Source organism: Methylocystis borbori, assembly GCF_036576025.1.
GTDB classification, from domain to species: Bacteria; Pseudomonadota; Alphaproteobacteria; order Rhizobiales; family Beijerinckiaceae; genus Methylocystis; species Methylocystis borbori.
The window spans coordinates 1-17397 of record NZ_JAZHYN010000035.1; the positions used below are offsets into that span (position 1 = coordinate 1).

Annotated in this window: 21 protein-coding genes; 10 read left to right on the forward strand and 11 right to left on the reverse strand. The window is 63.1% G+C overall.

Annotation, left to right across the window (positions count from 1 at the left end; translation table 11 throughout):
* Window positions 1-60: 60 nt before the first annotated feature.
* The 6 genes from V3H18_RS11780 to V3H18_RS11805 form a co-directional block, all read right to left on the reverse strand.
* Window positions 61-420, reverse strand: a complete 360-nt coding sequence (locus tag V3H18_RS11780) for a DUF1428 domain-containing protein (protein ID WP_332082249.1) — start codon at window positions 418-420, stop codon at window positions 61-63.
* Window positions 421-449: 29 nt separating this feature from the next.
* Entirely contained in the window at window positions 450-1166 is a 717-nt protein-coding gene (purQ, locus tag V3H18_RS11785; protein WP_332082250.1) for a phosphoribosylformylglycinamidine synthase subunit PurQ, read from the reverse strand.
* 94 nt (window positions 1167-1260) lie between these two features.
* Window positions 1261-1497, reverse strand: coding sequence for a phosphoribosylformylglycinamidine synthase subunit PurS (gene purS / locus V3H18_RS11790; protein ID WP_332082251.1), 237 nt, complete (start codon window positions 1495-1497; stop codon window positions 1261-1263).
* A 66-nt stretch (window positions 1498-1563) separates the two neighbouring features.
* Window positions 1564-2127 (reverse strand): Uma2 family endonuclease, encoded by a 564-nt coding sequence (locus V3H18_RS11795; protein WP_332082252.1) that lies wholly within the window; start codon window positions 2125-2127, stop codon window positions 1564-1566.
* Window positions 2128-2155: 28 nt separating this feature from the next.
* A complete protein-coding gene (gene purC / locus V3H18_RS11800) occupies window positions 2156-2950 on the reverse strand; it encodes a phosphoribosylaminoimidazolesuccinocarboxamide synthase (protein WP_332082253.1) in 795 nt (264 codons plus the stop codon).
* Between the two features lie 327 nt (window positions 2951-3277).
* Window positions 3278-3547, reverse strand: a complete 270-nt coding sequence (locus V3H18_RS11805; protein ID WP_332082254.1) for a hypothetical protein — start codon at window positions 3545-3547, stop codon at window positions 3278-3280.
* Between the two features lie 337 nt (window positions 3548-3884).
* On the opposite strand from V3H18_RS11805, the gene V3H18_RS11810 reads away from it, so the two are divergent.
* From V3H18_RS11810 to V3H18_RS11820, 3 genes are all read left to right on the forward strand, one after another.
* On the forward strand, window positions 3885-4208 hold the full coding sequence (locus V3H18_RS11810; RefSeq protein WP_332082255.1) for a DUF1476 domain-containing protein: 324 nt from the start codon (window positions 3885-3887) through the stop codon (window positions 4206-4208).
* A gap of 59 nt (window positions 4209-4267) precedes the next feature.
* Entirely contained in the window at window positions 4268-5254 is a 987-nt protein-coding gene (locus tag V3H18_RS11815) for a tyrosine recombinase XerC (protein ID WP_332082256.1), read from the forward strand.
* Window positions 5255-5384: 130 nt separating this feature from the next.
* Entirely contained in the window at window positions 5385-5984 is a 600-nt protein-coding gene (locus V3H18_RS11820) for a hypothetical protein (RefSeq protein ID WP_332082257.1), read from the forward strand.
* Here the strand turns inward: V3H18_RS11820 and ribB are convergent.
* Window positions 5959-7041, reverse strand: coding sequence for a 3,4-dihydroxy-2-butanone-4-phosphate synthase (gene ribB, locus V3H18_RS11825; RefSeq protein WP_332082258.1), 1083 nt, complete (start codon window positions 7039-7041; stop codon window positions 5959-5961). The two genes, V3H18_RS11820 and ribB, sit on opposite strands and share 26 nt — an antisense overlap.
* Before the next feature lie 260 nt (window positions 7042-7301).
* On the opposite strand from ribB, the gene V3H18_RS11830 reads away from it, so the two are divergent.
* On the forward strand, window positions 7302-8081 hold the full coding sequence (locus V3H18_RS11830; RefSeq protein WP_332082259.1) for a phosphodiester glycosidase family protein: 780 nt from the start codon (window positions 7302-7304) through the stop codon (window positions 8079-8081).
* On the opposite strand, the gene V3H18_RS11835 is transcribed toward V3H18_RS11830, so the two are convergent.
* The gene (locus tag V3H18_RS11835; RefSeq protein WP_332082260.1) at window positions 8078-10786 is read right to left on the reverse strand and encodes a valine--tRNA ligase; all 2709 of its coding nucleotides are present in this window, start codon (window positions 10784-10786) and stop codon (window positions 8078-8080) included. The two genes, V3H18_RS11830 and V3H18_RS11835, sit on opposite strands and share 4 nt — an antisense overlap.
* 86 nt (window positions 10787-10872) lie before the next feature.
* Window positions 10873-12156, reverse strand: a complete 1284-nt coding sequence (gene eno / locus V3H18_RS11840; RefSeq protein ID WP_332082262.1) for a phosphopyruvate hydratase — start codon at window positions 12154-12156, stop codon at window positions 10873-10875.
* 208 nt (window positions 12157-12364) lie between these two features.
* Here eno and queF point away from each other — a divergent pair, with 208 nt between their 5' ends.
* A complete protein-coding gene (queF, locus tag V3H18_RS11845) occupies window positions 12365-12826 on the forward strand; it encodes a preQ(1) synthase (RefSeq protein ID WP_332082264.1) in 462 nt (153 codons plus the stop codon).
* Between the two features lie 50 nt (window positions 12827-12876).
* On the opposite strand, the gene V3H18_RS11850 is transcribed toward queF, so the two are convergent.
* Entirely contained in the window at window positions 12877-13395 is a 519-nt protein-coding gene (locus V3H18_RS11850; protein WP_332082266.1) for a hypothetical protein, read from the reverse strand.
* An 81-nt stretch (window positions 13396-13476) separates the two neighbouring features.
* Between V3H18_RS11850 and V3H18_RS11855 the strand changes: the two genes are divergently transcribed.
* The 5 genes from V3H18_RS11855 (at window position 13477) to V3H18_RS11875 (ending at window position 16596) form a co-directional block, all read left to right on the forward strand.
* Window positions 13477-14577 (forward strand): adenylate/guanylate cyclase domain-containing protein, encoded by a 1101-nt coding sequence (locus V3H18_RS11855; RefSeq protein WP_332082267.1) that lies wholly within the window; start codon window positions 13477-13479, stop codon window positions 14575-14577.
* A 185-nt stretch (window positions 14578-14762) separates the two neighbouring features.
* Window positions 14763-15431, forward strand: a complete 669-nt coding sequence (locus tag V3H18_RS11860; RefSeq protein ID WP_332082269.1) for a Crp/Fnr family transcriptional regulator — start codon at window positions 14763-14765, stop codon at window positions 15429-15431.
* 72 nt (window positions 15432-15503) lie between these two features.
* Window positions 15504-15854, forward strand: coding sequence for a hypothetical protein (locus V3H18_RS11865; RefSeq protein ID WP_332082270.1), 351 nt, complete (start codon window positions 15504-15506; stop codon window positions 15852-15854).
* An 86-nt stretch (window positions 15855-15940) separates the two neighbouring features.
* Complete coding sequence (locus V3H18_RS11870; protein WP_332082271.1) at window positions 15941-16210, forward strand: type II toxin-antitoxin system Phd/YefM family antitoxin; 270 nt, start codon at window positions 15941-15943, stop codon at window positions 16208-16210.
* Window positions 16207-16596, forward strand: coding sequence for a type II toxin-antitoxin system VapC family toxin (locus tag V3H18_RS11875; protein ID WP_332082273.1), 390 nt, complete (start codon window positions 16207-16209; stop codon window positions 16594-16596). Before V3H18_RS11870 ends, V3H18_RS11875 begins: the two co-directional genes overlap by 4 nt.
* Before the next feature lie 4 nt (window positions 16597-16600).
* Here V3H18_RS11875 and kdsA read toward each other — a convergent pair whose 3' ends face one another.
* Complete coding sequence (gene kdsA, locus V3H18_RS11880) at window positions 16601-17395, reverse strand: 3-deoxy-8-phosphooctulonate synthase (protein ID WP_332082295.1); 795 nt, start codon at window positions 17393-17395, stop codon at window positions 16601-16603.
* Window positions 17396-17397: the final 2 nt, after the last annotated feature.

Sequence of the window (17397 nt, forward strand, 5' to 3'; positions counted from 1 at the left end):
CGGCGCGGCGCGCATGGAGGCCGAGCGCGCGCTGTGGAGCGTCGCGCGCGCGGCGCGGCGCTAGCTTGCGCTCTCATCAACCAGAATGTCGAAGCCGCCGAAGATCATGCGCTTGCCGTCGAACGGCATGTCGCCGAGCGACTTCATGCGCGGATCCTCAAACATTTTCTTGTGGGCGGCGTCGCGAACGTCCTTCGACGGCCAGATCACCCAAGAAAAAACCACCTGCTCGCCGGATTGCGCCGCGACGGCGCGCTTGAAGTCGGTGAGCTTGCCGTCGGGGACGTCGTCGCCCCAACATTCGACGAGATGCAGAGCCCCGAATTCTTTGAAGATCGGCCAGGCGCTTAGGGCCATCTTCTTATAGGCGTCCTTATTTTCCGCGGGCACGGGAATCACGTAACCGTCGACATAGCTCATGGCGCGGCTCCTTCTGAGAGAAGCATTTTTTATGCAGAAGCAAAATCCGTTTCGGTTGAAAATGCGTCCGCGAGACTTTCGAACAAGGCGCGGCCGTCGGTTCCGCCGACCAGCGGATCGATGAGATTTTCAGGATGCGGCATCAGGCCGAGCACATTGCGCCCGTCCGAATAGATGCCGGCGATGTCATTGCGCGAGCCATTAGGATTGGCCTCGCCGCCGAGCCTGCCCTCGGCGTCGCAATAGCGGAAGGCGACGAGGCCTTCGCCCTCCAGCCGTTCGATCGTCGCGTCGTCGGCTTCGTAATTGCCTTCGCCATGGGCGATGCAAACTTTGATGATCTCGCCTTTGGCGTATTGGCGCGTGAAGGCCGTGTCGTTTCGCTCGACGCGCAAATGCTGCATCCGGCAGATGAAGCGCAGATTGGCGTTGCGCATCAGCACGCCGGGCAGGAGGCCGCTCTCGCACAGAATCTGAAAGCCGTTGCAGACGCCGAGCACGAGGCCGCCGCGCGCGGCATGCGCGCGCACCGCGTCCATGATCGCCGCGCGACCGGCGATGGCGCCGCAACGCAGATAATCGCCGTAGGAAAAGCCGCCGGGCAAAACGACGAGATCGGTCCCTTGCGGGAGTTCATGGTCGGCGTGCCAGAGCATCGCCGGCGCTTGGCCGGTGGCCGCTTTGAGCGCGTGCGCCATGTCGCCTTCGCGATTGGAGCCGGGGAAGACGACGATCGCGGCTTTCATGGGCGTCTCCTAATCGGCAGTCGGCAGGTCGGCAGTCGGCAGGTCGGCGTTTTTCCGAATGCCGACTGGCGAAGCCCGACTGCCGCTCATCGCCTCATACATCGATCTGGTAATTCTCGATCACGGTGTTGGCGAGAAGCTTTTCGCAGGCCGCCTGCAATTGCGCCTTGGCGGCGGCCGCGTCCGCGCCGTCGAGCTCCACGTCGAACACCTTGCCTTGCCGCACGCTGGCGACGCCCTCGACGCCGAGCGATTTCAGCGCGCCTTCGATCGCCTTGCCTTGCGGATCGAGAACGCCGTTTTTGAGGGTGACGACGACGCGGGCTTTCATGGGCTGTTCCGGGATGGGAAGACTCTGCCGAACGGTTAGAGACTCATCTCGCAAAGCGCAAGCGGTCTAGAGAAGTCCCGTGTCGCGATAAATTTCGCTCAGCGCGAGGCGCGCGCCGATCGCCGGCAGATCGAGTTCGGCTTCCGCCGTCTCGAAGCGGCGCTCCGCGAAGCCGTTCGCGCGATCGAAGGAGACGACTTCGACGGCGTCCTGCGCGACGACGACATATTGCCTGAGCGAAGGAAGCGAGGCATAGGCCTTGCGCTTCCAACGCAGATCGTAATTTGCGGTCGAAGGCGACAGCACTTCGAATGCGATGATCATGTCGTCGCATTCGACGCCGGCGGAGGTCGCGGGCCGAACCAGCACATCGGGAACCGGCGCGCTAATGTCAGAAATACGCACGCCAAGTCCCGGCAGAACTTCCCAAGGCGCCTTCGTTCGACGTCCCTGTTCGTCGAGCAGCCCTGTAAGATTGCGGATGATAATCTGATGCAGACGGCTGGCCGAGGCGTTCAAGACTGGCTCCCCCTCGATCAACTCCCATTTTTCGTCGTCGGGGCGCGTGGCCGTGAAAGCGAAGAATTCCTCCGCGCGCATCGGCCCTGTGTCGAGCGAGGGGACGCCCATTGTCGTCTTTCCAGCGCGGCTTGCGCCGCTATTGCACCAGCTTCGGCGCGCCGGTGCGGACCGTCTCGTTTTCCTGCATGATCCCGAGGCGGCGCGCCACTTCGGTATAAGCTTCGACCAGCCCGCCCATGTCGCGGCGGAAGCGGTCCTTGTCGAGCTTGTCGTTCGACTTCATGTCCCACAGGCGGCAGCTGTCGGGAGAAATCTCGTCGGCGACGACGATTCGCATCATGTCGCCTTCCCACAGCCTCCCGCATTCCATCTTGAAATCGACGAGGCGGATGCCGACGCCGAGGAAGAGGCCCGAGAGGAAGTCGTTGACGCGAATGGCGAGCGCCATGATGTCGTCGATTTCCTGCGGCGTCGCCCAGCCGAAGGCGGTGATGTGCTCTTCCGAGACCATCGGATCGTCGAGCGCGTCGTTTTTATAGTAGAACTCGATGATGGAGCGCGGCAATTGCGTGCCTTCCTCCATGCCGAGGCGCTTGGCGAGCGAGCCTGCCGCGACGTTGCGCACGACCACTTCGAGCGGGATGATCTCCACTTCGCGGATCAACTGCTCGCGCATGTTGAGCCGGCGAATGAAATGCGTCGGCACGCCGATGCTGTTCAAATGCTGGAAGATGTGCTCCGAGATCCGGTTGTTGAGCACGCCCTTGCCGTCGATCACCTCATGCTTCTTGGCGTTGAAGGCGGTGGCGTCGTCCTTGAAGTGTTGAATCAAAGTGCCGGGCTCGGGACCCTCATAGAGGACCTTGGCCTTGCCTTCGTAGATGCGGCGTCGGCGGTTCATCGGGATCAACCGGGGCTTGAGAAAATCCATGGGGCGGGCTTGGCTCCTCCGAAGTCGTGTCCGCATGCAGCCGCCCGTTCCGGGCGCGGGGCCTCAGGGAGCGGCGGCGGGCAAGGGGCCCGGGCCGCAGATATCGCGGTCCTATCGTCTTTGGCGACCAGTGACAAGCCGCCATCGCAATCTATCGCAAAGGGAAAGCCGACACAATGAGGCTGAATTTGAGGTCCAGCGTCATCGTGGCGCGCTCATTTCCTCGCGGTCCCAGCGCCCACTATTTGAGCATATGGATGGGACCGCTCATTTTTTAAAGCTTTCCGGCTCGAGCGGCGCATTGGCGCGCCCGCCTTTCCGTTCGCTCTACTTCCAGCCCGCCTGTTTCTCGCAGTCTTTCCGGGCATCTGGATTGGCTTTTTCCCATTGGGTGATGGACTGCGTTTCGTTATCGTCCATCTTCTCGTTCATGCAAATGCAGTAAGCGCGGATGATGGCGGGCGTCCCGCCTTCCTCGCCCTTATTGTCGCCGATGCACTGATTGATCCATTTGAGATCGTCGGCGTCCATTTTCTGGGCGAGCGCCGGCTGAGCAAAGCCCAAGGCGAACAAGACGACGCTTATATATTTGCTCATGAGTGTTCCCCCCAACCCGGTCCAATCATCGGACGCCGGATGCTATCACTTCGGGGTGGTTTGGCGAATCGGCGCGGCCCGTCCGAAATTCGTTCCGACTGCACTTCGCGCCCGCGCCGCTCCCCAACCGCCCGAACTCCCTCGGCGCTATATTGGCGCACCTATGTAAAAACGCGACGACAAGGGGCGCGCCGTCGGCGGGGAACGGGGCGGCTTCGCCGCAGTTAAGATCGCGCTTTCCGCCATTGGCTTTGCGCGCGAATGCGCCTATATCGACCCGGAGCAAACGCGGCTTTTCGGCCGCCCTCCCTATCAGAACAGCCCGCCGAGGATGGACATGAGCACGTTCGACCAGCGCGAAGACTCCTTCGAAAAACGCTTTGTCCACGAAGAAGAGTTGCAGTTTCGGGCCGAGGCGCGCCGCAATAAGCTGTTCGGCCTCTGGGCCGCGGAAAAGCTCGGCAAAACCGGGGCCGAGGCGCAGGCCTACGCCGAGTCGATCGTCGTGAAGGAAGTCGCCCCCGACGCCGACGAACAGGCCATCGCCCAGGTCAAGAAGGACTTCGAAGCGGCCAAGGTGGACCAGTCCGAACACCAGATTCGCCGCAACTTCGAGGAATTCTTCGTCCAGGCGAAGGAAGAGATCAAGGCCGGCAAATAGGAAAAGGCGTCCCTGTGGCGGGGAGGCTTCCTTCACCTTTTCCGCCCGATAATCGCGCCATGCGTGATTCGGCCAAAAGAGCCCCGCGACAAAAGCCGCCGCCTGCGGCGGCGCATTTTTCCGCCGCGCCGGCGATCGCCGAGGAAGCCGCGCTTTGGCTCGCCTATCTGGCGCGGGAGCGCCGGGCCTCCCGCCATACGCTCGACGCCTACGGGCGCGACCTTTCGGCTTTTCTCGTCTTTCTCACCGAACATTTCGGCGCGCCGCCGGACGAAGCGGCGCTGAAGGCGCTCGCGCCCGCCGATCTTCGCGCCTTTCTCGCCAAGCGCCGCAATGACGGGCTCGAGAGCCGCTCGCTTTTGCGGGCGCTCGCGGCGGCGCGCAATTTCCTGCGGTTTCTAGAAAAAAAGGGCCTCGCCCGCACCGATTTCTTTAACGCCGTGCGTCCGCCCAAGCGCCCCCATAGCCTCCCCAAAGCGCTTGCCGTCGCCGACGCGCGCGACGTGATCGACCCCGAACAGAGAGCGGGCGAGGCGCGCGAGCCCTGGATCATTGCCCGCGACGCCGCCGTCATGGCGCTCCTCTATGGCGCGGGTCTGCGCATCTCCGAGGCGTTGTCGATTGCGCGCGCCGACGCGCCGATTGGCGCCGCCGATCGCGTCGCCATTCTCGGCAAGGGCGGCAAGACCCGCACCGTGCCGGTGATCGCGCCGGTGCGCGCGGCGATCGAAGCCTATCTCGCGCTCTGCCCCTATAATCTTTCCGGCGGCCCGCTGTTCGTCGGCGCGCGCGGCGGGCCGCTGTCGCCGCGCATCGTCCAGCTCGCCATGCAGCGGCTGCGCGGCGCGCTGGGCCTGCCCGAGAGCGCGACGCCGCATGCGCTGCGTCACTCCTTCGCGACGCATCTTCTGGGCAAGGGAGGCGATTTGCGCACGATTCAGGAGCTGCTCGGCCACGCCTCGCTCTCGACGACGCAAATCTACACCGCCGTCGACAAGGCGCGCCTGCTCGACGCCTATCGCCAGGCGCATCCGCGCGCGGATTGAAACAGGCGCGTCATGCCTGCGCTTGTCGCGGGCGTCCACGCCGGAACGTCTCGCGCGGATGACCGGGACAAGCCCGGCCATGACGGACTAATATCCACGGTCGGCTTTCTGGCGCATGAAAGGAGTATGAATGTTTGGCCGGGCGTTGCTCATCGCGCTGATCGCCTTCTTCGCCGGCGCCGGCCTTTCGGCGCGGGCCGCCGCGCCGCAGGTCTGCAAGGGCGACGCTTGCAAGGGCGTCTTCGCCGTCGGCCCCTATCTCATGGTCTTCTTCGCGACCCAAACCCATGAAGAGGGCACGGCGCAGCGCTATTACCGGGAAATCCCGAGCTTTGGGCCGACCCTCTTGAACATCGAGATCGCCGGCTGCGAGGACGATCCGACGCGGCCGCCGCAATTCGAGGACGTCAAGGATCTCGACGTCGAAGCCAGCCTCTATTGGGGGCGCAACGACCTCCAAAGGCCCGAACTCCTAAAGACCTTCCGGGCGCATGGCGTCGCAGCGATTTCTTTCGACTATGATTTCCAGGAGGACGGCAAATATGTCGTTGCGGTAAATCTTCGAAAGCCGGATGGCTCCGACTATCACGGCGAGCATATGTTCTTCGTCATCGCCGCCGCCGATTCGGGCCTTCTCCTCGCCGGCGTCGCCTCGGCGTTTCTTCTCGGCTTCGCCGTACTCGTCTGGCGGCTGAGGAAGCCGGTCACTCCACAGGTTCGACCGCGGTGATCTCTATGCCGAAGCCCGAGAGCCCGACGAAGGCGCGGGGCTTCGCGGAGGACGAGCGCAGGCGGATCGAGGACACGCCCAAATCCTTCAAAATCTGCGCGCCGAGCCCCACGTCGAACCATTGGCGTTTGCGCGTCTCCTCGGCGTTTTCCTCCTGCCTGCCCACGACATTGGCCGGCACGCCCGCTGCGCCGTCGCGCAGATAGATGAGCACGCCGCGCCCTTCGCGCGCGAAGCGGTGAAGCGTCTTCTTGATCGTCTCCGCGCCGCCGAAAACATCGGCGAGAATATCGGCGCGGTGCAGCCTTGCCGGCACGTCGCGCCCGTCGCCGATCGAGCCGAGCACGAAGGCGAAATGCTGCACGCTGTCGAAGGGCGTCACATAGGCGTGGCCGGTCATCTCGCCCGCTTCCGTGACGACGGGGAAGGTCGCGACGCGCTCGACGAGCTTTTCGCGCGCCTGGCGATAGGCGATGAGATCGGCGACGGAAACGAGTTTCAATCCATGCGCGCGGGCGAAGTCGGCGATCTGTCCGCCTGTCATCACCGTGCCGTCGTCATTGGCGAGTTCGCAAATGACGCCGACCGGCGGCAGGCCGGCGAGCTTGCACAAATCGACGGCGGCTTCCGTATGGCCGGAGCGCATCAGCACGCCGCCGTCCTTGGCGATGAGCGGAAAGACGTGACCGGGCCGCACGAAATCCGTCGCGCCCATATTGCCGTTGGCGAGGGCGCGCACCGTATTGCTGCGCTGCTCGGCGGAAATGCCGGTCGTGAGCCCGTGGCGCGCGTCGACGGAAACGGTGAAGGCCGTGCCGAGCGGCGCGTCATTCTCCGCGACCATGGGCGCGAGATGAAGCCGGCGCGCGTCTTCGAGCGTCAAGGGCGCGCAGACGATGCCGCAGCAATGGCGGATGATGAAGGCCATTTTCTCTGGCGTGCAGAAAGAGGCGGCGATGACGAGGTCGCCTTCGTTCTCGCGGTCGTCGTCGTCGGTGACGATCACCATCTCGCCGCGCGCGACGGCCTCGACGGCTTCTGTAATGGAATGGGACAATCAACTCGCTCCGATGCGCCGCTTGCGGCGCCTGTTCCGCATATCTAGCCTTGCCAGGGCGCCGTTTCAAACCGGGCGCCAAGAGGGGCCTGTCATTCCCGACGCGCGCAGGGCGCGCGATCGGGAATCCAGCAGAAAGCCGGTCATTCAAGGCGTTGCTCTGGATTCCCGGCCGGGCCTGCGGCCTGCCGGGAATGACATAGTTCCAAAGTCGGCGCTTGCGTATGGCGCGTCGACGACCGGAAGAAAGGAAGAGTCACTTGCTGGGGATTCGCACGGTTTCGGCCTTTCTAAAAACGCTCGCGGTCTTGGGGCTCGCGCTTTTTCTGACATCCGGCGCGGCGGCCGAGCCCAGCCCCTGCGCCGAGATCGAGGAGCAAGGCGTCGCCTATGCGGTCTGCGAATTCGACGCGCGTAAAAGCGACATTCGGCTCTTTCTGCGCAATGACAAAGGCGAAATCTTCGGCGCCTTCTCGCGCCTGGCGAGCGAATTGGAGAAAAAAGGCGAGACGCTCGTCTTCGCCATGAACGCCGGCATGTATAGCGAGGATCGCGCGCCTGTGGGGCTTTATGTCGAAAACGGGCGGACCGCGAATGTCGCCAATACGCGACCTGGGCCCGGCAATTTCCATTTAAAGCCCAATGGCGTCTTTTGGGTCGACAAGGGGCGCGCCGGCGTGACGGAGACCGCGCGCTTTCTAAAAAGCCGTTCGCATATGCAATTCGCCACGCAATCGGGGCCGATGCTGGTTATCGGCGGGCGCATTCATCCGCGCATCCATGAGGATGGCGTGTCGGAGAAATTCCGTAATGGCGCCGGCGTCGCGGACGGCCATATCGTGCGTTTCGCGATTTCCAGCCGGCCGGTGACGTTTCATCAATTCGCCCGGCTCTTTCGCGACCGCCTGCATTGCCCCGACGCGCTTTTTCTCGACGGCGGCGCCGCCTCGGCGCTTTACGCCCCCTCGCTCTCGCGCCACGACCGTTTCGCGCCGACCATGGGGCCGATCGTCGGCGTCGTTGAAAAGGCGAAGCCTTAACTCAGACGCGCCGTCGCCGCGGCGAGCTTCTCGATGCGTGCGGCGGTTTCCTCGCGCCGCTCGCGATGCTCCTCGATCACTTCCTCGTCGGCCTTGGCGAGGAAGCCTTCATTGGCGAGCTTGGCGTCGAGCTTTTTGAGCTCGCCTTCGAGCTTGGCGATTTCTTTCGCGAGACGCGCTTTCTCCGCCGTTAGGTCGATCACGCCTTCGAGCGGCATGGCGGCGACGCCGCCGCGCACGAGAAGCTGCGCGGAAGCCTTCGGCGCGGCGTCGGCGAAGCCTAGTCGCGAAAGACGCGAAAGCTTACGGATCGTCTCGTCCCAGCGCGTCGCGCGCGCCTGCAGCGCGGCGTCGGCCCCGATGAGCAAAAGCTCGGTCTCGCTCGTCAGATTCATCTCGGCGCGCAGCGATCTGATTTCGGAAATGAGATCGACGACCCAGCCGATTTCGCTTTCGGCCTCCGCATCCTCAAGGCCTTCGAGCGCGGGCCAGGCGGAAAGCGCGAGGAGGCTCTCGCGTTGGGGCCCCTCGGCGCCCTTGATCGCCCAAAGCTCCTCGGTGAGGAAGGGCATGAAAGGATGCAGCAGCGCATAGATTTGATCGAGAACGAAACTCGTCGTCGCGCGCGTCTCGTCCTTTTCCGCGCCATCGGCGCCTTGCAGCAGCGGCTTGGCCAGCTCCACATACCAGTCGCAAAAGATGCTCCAGACGAAGCGATAGACGGCGTTCGCCGAGTCGTTGAAGCGATAGGCGTCGATCGCCGCGCTCACTTCCGCGACCGTGCGCGCGGCTTCGCCGACGATCCAGCGGTTGAGCGTGATTTTATTGGCGCGCGGATCGTAATTTGCGACGCGCGCGCAGCCGTTGATCTCGGCGAAGCGCGAGGCGTTCCACAGCTTCGTCGCGAAATTGCGATACCCTTCGACGCGGCTCGTCGCGAGCTTGATGTCGCGGCCCTGCGCCGCCATCGCCGCGAGCGTGAAGCGCAAGGCGTCGGCGCCATAATCGTCGATGAGGTGAAGCGGGTCGATGACATTGCCCTTCGACTTACTCATCTTCGCGCCCTTCTCGTCGCGGACGAGCGCGTGGATATAGACGTCGCGGAAGGGAACCTCGCCCATGAAATGCAGGCCCATCATCATCATGCGGGCGACCCAGAAGAAGATGATGTCGAAGCCGGTGACGAGCGTATGCGTCGGATAGTAGCGGGCGAGCTCCGGCGTTTCCTCAGGCCAGCCGAGAGTCGAGAAGGGCCAGAGCGCGGAGGAAAACCAGGTGTCGAGCACGTCTTCGTCGCGCGTCAGCGCCGCGCCGTCTCCCAGTTTGGCGCGCGCCGCTTTGAGCGCGGCTTCTTCGTTTTCCTCGACATAGACATTTCCGTCTTCGTCGTACCAGGCGGGAATGCGATGGCCCCACCAGAGCTGGCGCGACACGCACCAGGGCTGGATGTTTTCCAGCCACTCGAAATAAGTCTTCTCCCAATTCTTCGGCACAAAAATCGTGCGGCCCTCGCGTACCGCCTTGAGCGCCGGCTGCGCGAGAGTCTTGGCGTCCACATACCATTGGTCAGTGAGGCGTGGCTCGAGCACCGCGCCCGAGCGGTCGCCATGCGGCACCATATGCTTGTGATCGTCTATGCCGTCGAGAAGCTCGCGCGCTTCCATCATTTCGACGACCAGTTTGCGCGCCGCGAAGCGATCGAGCCCGTCGAGCGCGGATACCGTCGCCGCAAGCTCGGGAGAAGGCTCGACGCCTTCGTGGAAATCGGCGTTGGCTTTGAGCGTCATCTGCGCCTGCGCGTCGAGGACGTTCACGAGTCGTAACCCATGGCGCTTACCGACCTCGAAATCATTGAAGTCATGCGCCGGCGTGATTTTCACCGCGCCCGTGCCCTTTTCGGGGTCTGAGTATTCGTCGGCGACGATCGGAATGAGCCGTCCGACGAGCGGCAGGCGCACGCGCTTGCCGACGAGCGCCTTGTAGCGTTCGTCCTCTGGATGCACGGCCACCGCCGTGTCGCCCAGCATCGTCTCGGGGCGCGTCGTCGCGACGACGATATAGTCGCCGGTCTCTTTTCCGCCGTCGTCGACGATCGGATATTTGAAGCGCCACAAATGGCCCTTCACCTCGACCTGCTGCACTTCGAGATCGGAAATCGCCGTATGCAGCGCCGGATCCCAATTGACGAGGCGCTTGTCCTTATAGAGCAGCCCTTCGCGGTAGAGCTGCACGAAGACTTTGACGACGGCGCGCGACAGTCCTTCATCGAGGGTGAAGCGCTCGCGCGACCAGTCGCAACTGGCGCCGAGCCGTTTCAACTGCTCGACGATCTTGCCGCCCGATTCCGCCTTCCATTCCCAGACGCGCTCGACGAATTTCTCCCGGCCGAGCGCGCGGCGATGCTCCTGGCGCTCCATCAATTGGCGCTCGACCACCATTTGCGTCGCAATGCCGGCGTGATCCGTGCCCGGCTGCCACAGCACGTCGTCGCCCTTCATGCGCCGGTAGCGCACGAGGATGTCCTGCAGCGTATTGTTGAGCGCATGGCCCATATGCAGGCTGCCGGTGACGTTGGGCGGCGGAATGACGATGGAATAGGGGCTTGCCCCGGCGCGTTCGGGACGGCCGGCGCGAAAGGCTCCCGCGTCCTCCCAGGCGGTTCGGATGCGGCTTTCGATGGCGGCGGGATCGAAGGTTTTTTCCATGTCTCGGCAGTCGGCAATGGGCAGTCGGCAATAGAGTGAACCGACTGCCGACTGCCGAACTGCCGACTGCCGGTGAGCGCTTCGCGTTACGCCAGCGCCTTCAGCGCGCTCCTGCCCGCATAGATCGCCGCTTCGCCGAGCTCCTCCTCGATGCGGATGAGCTGGTTGTATTTGGCGGTGCGGTCGGAGCGGGCGAGCGAACCCGTCTTGATCTGGCCGGCGTTCGTCGCGACGACGAGATCGGCGATGGTCGAATCCTCCGTCTCGCCAGAGCGATGCGAGAAGACCGTGGTATAGCCGGCGCGATGCGCGGTTTCGACGGCGGCGAGCGTCTCGGTGAGCGTTCCGATCTGATTGACCTTGACGAGCAGCGAATTGGCGACGCCGTCCTTGATGCCCCGCGTCAGCCGCCCGACGCTCGTCACGAAGAGATCGTCGCCGACAAGCTGCACGTCCTTGCCGATGGCGTCGGTGAGCTTCTTCCAGCCTTCCCAATCGTCCTCGGCCATGCCGTCCTCGATCGTCACGATCGGATAGGCCTTGGCGAGCTGGGCGAGATAGGCGACCTGCTCGTCGATCGAGCGCGTCACGCCTTCGCCGCCATAGACATATTTGCCGTCCTTGAAGAATTCGGTCGAAGCGGCGTCGGTCCCGAGGAACACGTCGACCCCAGGCTTGAAGCCCGCCGTCTCGATCGCCTTCATGATGAAGTCGAGCGCGGCTTCGGCCGAGGGGAGGTTGGGCGCGAAGCCGCCTTCGTCGCCGACCGAGGTGCTGAGGCCGGCCTTCTTCAAGGAAGCTTTCAGCGTGTGGAAAATCTCCGCGCCCCAGCGGACCGCCTCGCGGAAATTTTCCGCGCCGGCGGGCAGGATCATGAATTCCTGGAAGTCGATGGGATTGTCCGCATGCACGCCGCCATTGACGATATTCATCATCGGCGTCGGCAGAACCCGCGCCTGCACGCCGCCGACATAGCGGTAAAGCGGCAGCGCGGCGGCCTCGGCCGCGGCCTTGGCGACGGCGAGCGAGACGCCGAGAATGGCGTTGGCCCCGAGCCGCTCCTTATTGGGCGTGTCGTCGAGCCGGATCATCGTCTCGTCGATCGCGACCTGGTCCTCGGCGTCGAAGCCGAGCAGCGCGCCGGCGATCTCGTCATTAACGTTGTCGACGGCGGTCAGCACGCCCTTGCCGGAGTAGCGGGCGGCGTCGCCGTCGCGCTTCTCGACCGCCTCATGCGCGCCAGTCGAGGCGCCGGAGGGGACCGCCGCGCGGCCCATGGAGCCGTCCTCCAGCGTGACGTCGACCTCGACGGTTGGATTCCCGCGCGAATCAAGAATTTCGCGGGCGTGGATGTCGACGATCTCGGTCATTTCGGGGCCTCTTTATGATGCGGCGCGCAGCCGCGCGACTTCTTAGACCCATTGCGCGGCGCGGGAAAGCCTTCGCGGCGAAAAGCGGGCGGCGGGAGAGGGGCTTGCCCGGGAATCCTGCCGCGCTGCGGCGCCAGGGAGGCGGCCAAAGCCCCTGGCGCGCGTCTTTCGCGCTTGACGTCGCGCAAACGGCGCCCTTGTTACGCGCATGACCAAGACGCGTAAGGGACCGGCGCTGCTCGGCCGCAGGGCGGCGCTGCCGGAATCGCCCGACAAGGCCGAACTCGATCTGGTGCCCAATCCGCATCAGGAGGCGGCCTATCTCGTGCGCTTCACGGCGCCCGAGTTCACCTCGCTCTGCCCCGTGACGGGTCAGCCCGATTTCGCCCATATCGTCATCGATTACGTTCCGGCGGACTGGCTCGTCGAGTCGAAGTCCTTGAAGCTCTATCTCGGGAGTTTCCGTAACCACGGCGCCTTTCACGAGGATTGCACGCTGCGGATCGCGCGCGATCTCGTCGCGGGGCTGAAGCCCCAATGGCTACGCATCGGCGGCTATTGGTATCCGCGCGGCGGCATGCCGATCGACGTCTTCTGGCAGACCGGCGCGCCGCCGGAAGGGCTATGGCTGCCGGACCAGGGGGTGCCGCCCTATCGCGGGCGAGGCTGACCGGGTCGCGCCCTTGTGCGCCCGCCAATGAATCGCCTACCTAAGGATCGCTAGGGGCTCCTGACCAAAAAAACTGTCCGATCGCGGGAACCGAAATCATGAAGCTTCGGACGTTTTTCTCGATCTTCTTCCTGTTGCTCGTCGTTTTGGCCGGCGGCAATTTGGCCTTGGGCTTTTTTCTGCAAAAGGCGCAACAGAGTCTCGAAGCCTCGCATCGCGAACTGCAGTCTTTGACGACGCTTGCCGACGATCTGGTCTTTTCCTCGCAATGGCAGACTCGCTTTGCGAGAGGCTACGTCTCCGACAATGATCCGAAACGCGTGGAGTGGTATAATATTATTGAAGGCATTTTGGACGGCGAAGTCGCGCGGCCGAAAGACTATAATTTTGGCTATTGGGATCTCGTCAATGGCGGAATCATTCCGCCGCCTGAGAAGAAAAGCGACGGCGCGCTTTCCATTGAAGACCGCTTCCTCAAGCAAAATATCACCGCGCATGAATTGAATAAGCTGAAGGAAGCGCGAAGCTTCCTTGAAAAAGTGGTCGCGATCGAACGCGCCGCCATGCATGCGGTCAATGGCGAATTCGACGACGGCGCCGGGACCTTCTCGCGCAAGGGCAAGCCCGATCGCGCCCTGGCGACAAGGCTTTTGTTCAGCGACGAATACCGCAAGCTCAACGGTGATCTAACCTTGAGAATTGCGCAGATGCAGGACTTGATTCGGCAAAGATACGCCGCGCGGATTTCACAAGAGCAGGCGTTCGCCAACAAATTATTTGAAGCCAGCTCTTACTTGAATATTGGATTGTTCGGCGTGGTCATCTTGTCGATCATCTTCTTGCGCAACCGTTTCATGGTTCGAGCGGCGCACCTCATGGCGGTCGTTCGGGAGATCGGCTCGGGAAATCTCGCGGCTCAAGCCTCGGTCGTCGGCAACGACGAGATCAGCGAACTCGCGACGACCATCAACACAATGGCCGCAAATCTGAACGTCGCTTTCGACAAGCTGGAAGACAAGATAAGGCTTTCGGGCAAAGCATTGTCGGACCTCGAGATCGAACGCTCCCGTTCGGAAAAGCTGCTTCACAATATTCTTCCCGCCGCGATCGCCGAACGGCTGCGCGGCGGAGAAGAGACGATCGCCGAAGTTTTTCCTGAAGTGACGGTTTTTTTCTCCGACATTGTCGGCTTTACCGAACTATCGGCGAAGCTGGGACCGCACGCGACTGTCAATATGCTCAACGCCATTTTCGAGAAATTCGACGAACTTGTCGAAAAGCACGGCGTGGAAAAAATCAAAACGATCGGCGACAGCTACATGGTCGTCGGCGGCGTCCCGAACCGGGACCCTTTACACTGTCAGCATATCGCGGACTTCGCTTTGGAGGCGCAAAGTTTCATCGCAAGTTACGGAAAGGAGCTTCCTTACGCGCTTAGCATGCGAATGGGCGTGCATACCGGCACCGTGGCTGCCGGCGTCGTCGGAAAGAAACGATTTTCCTATGATCTTTGGGGCGATGTCGTGAATGTCGCCAGCCGTTTCGAATCCAACGGTCAGCCCGATAAGATTCACGTGTCGGAAGCGGTCAAAGTGCGTCTCGACGACGACTACGTATTTCTGGATGGCGGAACCATCGAATTTAAGGGCAAAGAGGCGACGCGCTCCTTCTTCCTGATCGGTAAAAAGACGCAGATGCCGGGAATTTTGGAATTCACCGCCCGTAGCGCCGCCGCTGGAACCCCATCCTGACTGCGCCTGGAGGCTTCTCCCCGTCCTTTGGTTCGACTGGCGAGCGTGGAAACGATCCAGCTAGCAATGAGGAGCGCGAGGATCGCGACGCCGATGACCAGCGGTAGCGCCCCAGCCAAGCCGAGAGCATTGCGCGGTTTCGCTTTTTGATAGGATAGGCGGTCAGCGAAGACGCCGGACGCGAGATGCTATCAAAGGAAAATATCGCCGAGTGGCGTCTGTTCGCGCCTTCGCTGCGGGAAGCGGATCTATTCGACGGCGAAATGCTGTACCGCCAGGGCGAAGCGCCGAGCTTTCTCTATTGTTTGATCCGCGGCGTCGTCCGGCTGTCGCATGTTGCGGAGAGCGGGGCGCAGATCACGCTGGCCGTGGCGGGAGCCGGCGATCTTTTCGGCAGCGCCGCGCCGGGAAGAGCCTCGGCGCATGCCGCGAGCGCTATCGGCGAAGCGCGCGTCCTGATATTCGCCCCCTCGGACGTGGCCGTTCTCGTCGCGAAAAGCGCGTCTTTCTCGAACTTCCTCAACGCAGGCCTGGAGGCGTCGCGGGAGCGCGCGGAGCGCAGGCTGATCGACCGCCAGACCAAGACAGTCGCCGCGCGGCTGATCGAGACGCTGGGCGAGCTGGCGCTCGCCTTCGGCGCGCCCTGTCCGCATGGCTATTCGCTCGAGATCAGGCTCACGCAGCAGGATATCGCCGACCTTGTTCATGCGAGTCGCCCGGTCGTCACGCGGATCATGAACGCGTTAAGGCGCCAGGGGGCGCTCGATTATCGGCGCGACCTCATCTGCGTCAATGACGTCGCGCTTCAAACCCTCGTCGCGAAAGAAAAACCCGCCCATTTGTCACGCAGGTGACAGACCGTCTCTGCGGGGGGCGCTAACGAGGGCGCGGCGGCCGATCCGTTCTGCCGCGACGGAGGAGCGAAGATGACGTTCATCGCCGCGCGACTGCATGGCTATCTCGACTATCTGACGGTTTTGATTTTCCTCGCGGCGCCAAGCGTCCTTGGTTTCGGCGGCGTCGCGGCGCAGCTCGCCTGGCTGCTCGCGGGCGTGCATCTCGCCATGACGCTCGTGACGAGATTTCCGCTGGGCGTCTTTCGGCGGCTGGCTTTTGCGCTCCATGGCTGGGTGGAGAGGATCGTCGGCCCGGCGCTGATCGCGATCGCCTTTCTTCCCGCCATCTCCGCCGAAAGAGCGGCCTTCGTCTTTTTTGCCGGTATGGGCCTTGTCATCATCGCGGTCGGCTGGCTGACGGATTATGCGGAGGCGGGTTAGGCGACCTTCCTTCCTAGCCGCCTTGGGCGCGGGGCGGGGCCGACAGGGCGTTGACATTATAGCTACAAGTAGCTACTTATTTCGCTATGACTACGGTCTCCATCAAGGACGCGAAAAATCGCCTCACCGAACTTGCTCGCCGGGTCGAGAAGGGCGAGACGATCGTCGTCACGCGCAACGGGAAGCCGGCCTTCGATCTTGTCCCGCATCGGCGCAACACCGGATTGCGGTTTGAGGCCGTGGACGATTTCAAGAAGCGCCATGGCCTTGAATCTCTCGTCACTTTCATCGCCGAGGATTTCGACGCGCCCTTGCCGGAAGATTTTCTGCTTCGACAATTGCCTGGCGACGCGTGAGGTTGTTGCTCGACACCCACATTCTTCTCGGTCTGATCGAAAAGCGCCTTGCCGCCTTCGGCGCCGAAGCGAAGTCGCTACTGGAAAATCCAGATGCGGAGTTTGTGGCGAGCGTCGCCAGTCTCTGGGAGATCGCAATCAAAGGGCGGCTGGGCAAGCTCGAACTGGCGATTGATCTCGACGCGCTCCCGGAACTGCTTGAAGCGCTCGGCGTAGAACTCATTTCAATCAATGCGCAGCACGCGCTCTCCTCCGTCGAACCGGAGCCGCGCACGCGCGATCCATTCGATCGCTTGCTGCTTGCGCAATGCAAAATTGAAGCGCTGCGACTGGTGACGATGGATCGCGCGCTTGTCGATCACCCGCTAGCCGCGAGGACGGCATAGCCAATTAGCGTTGCGCTTTCGCGAGCCGGTCGAAGGCGAGCAACTCCTCCATCAGCGCCCCAAGCTCGGCGAGCGGAATTTGCGTCGCGCCGTCCGAGATCGCCGCGTCGAGGTTCGGATGCGTCTCGACGAAAAGCCCGGCGACGCCCACGGCGACCGCCGCGCGCGCGAGCGTCGCGACGAAACGCCGCTCACCGGATGAGACTGCGCCGGCGCCGCCCGGTTGCTGCACGGCGTGGGTCGCGTCGAAAATAACCGGCGCGCCGGTCGTCTCCTTCAAGATCGGCAAAGCGCGCATATCGGCGATGAGGGCGTTATAGCCGAAGCTCGTTCCCCGCTCGGTGACGAGAACGCCGCCCCCTGCCGCACGCGCCTTTTCGACGGCGTGGACCATGTCCCAGGGCGCGAGAAACTGCCCCTTTTTGATATTGACCGGCCGCCCCGTTTTCGCCGCCGCGACGATGAGGTCGGTCTGCCGGCAAAGAAAAGCGGGTATCTGCAGAAGGTCCACAGTTTCGGCGACGCGCGCGCATTGCCTCGCCTCATGCACGTCGGTCGTGACCGGCAGGCCAGTCTTTTCTTTGATCTCGGCGAAGATCGGCAAAGCGGCCTCGAGCCCGACGCCCCGAGGCGCCGCGGCGCTCGTGCGATTCGCCTTGTCGAAGGAGGCCTTGAAGATGACGCCGATCCCAAGCCGCGCGCCCAAGGCGGCGAGTTCGTCGGCGACGCCAAGCGCCACGTCGCGGCTTTCCAGCGCGCAGGGCCCGGCGATAAGCGTCAGCGGCAGGTCATTGCCGATTT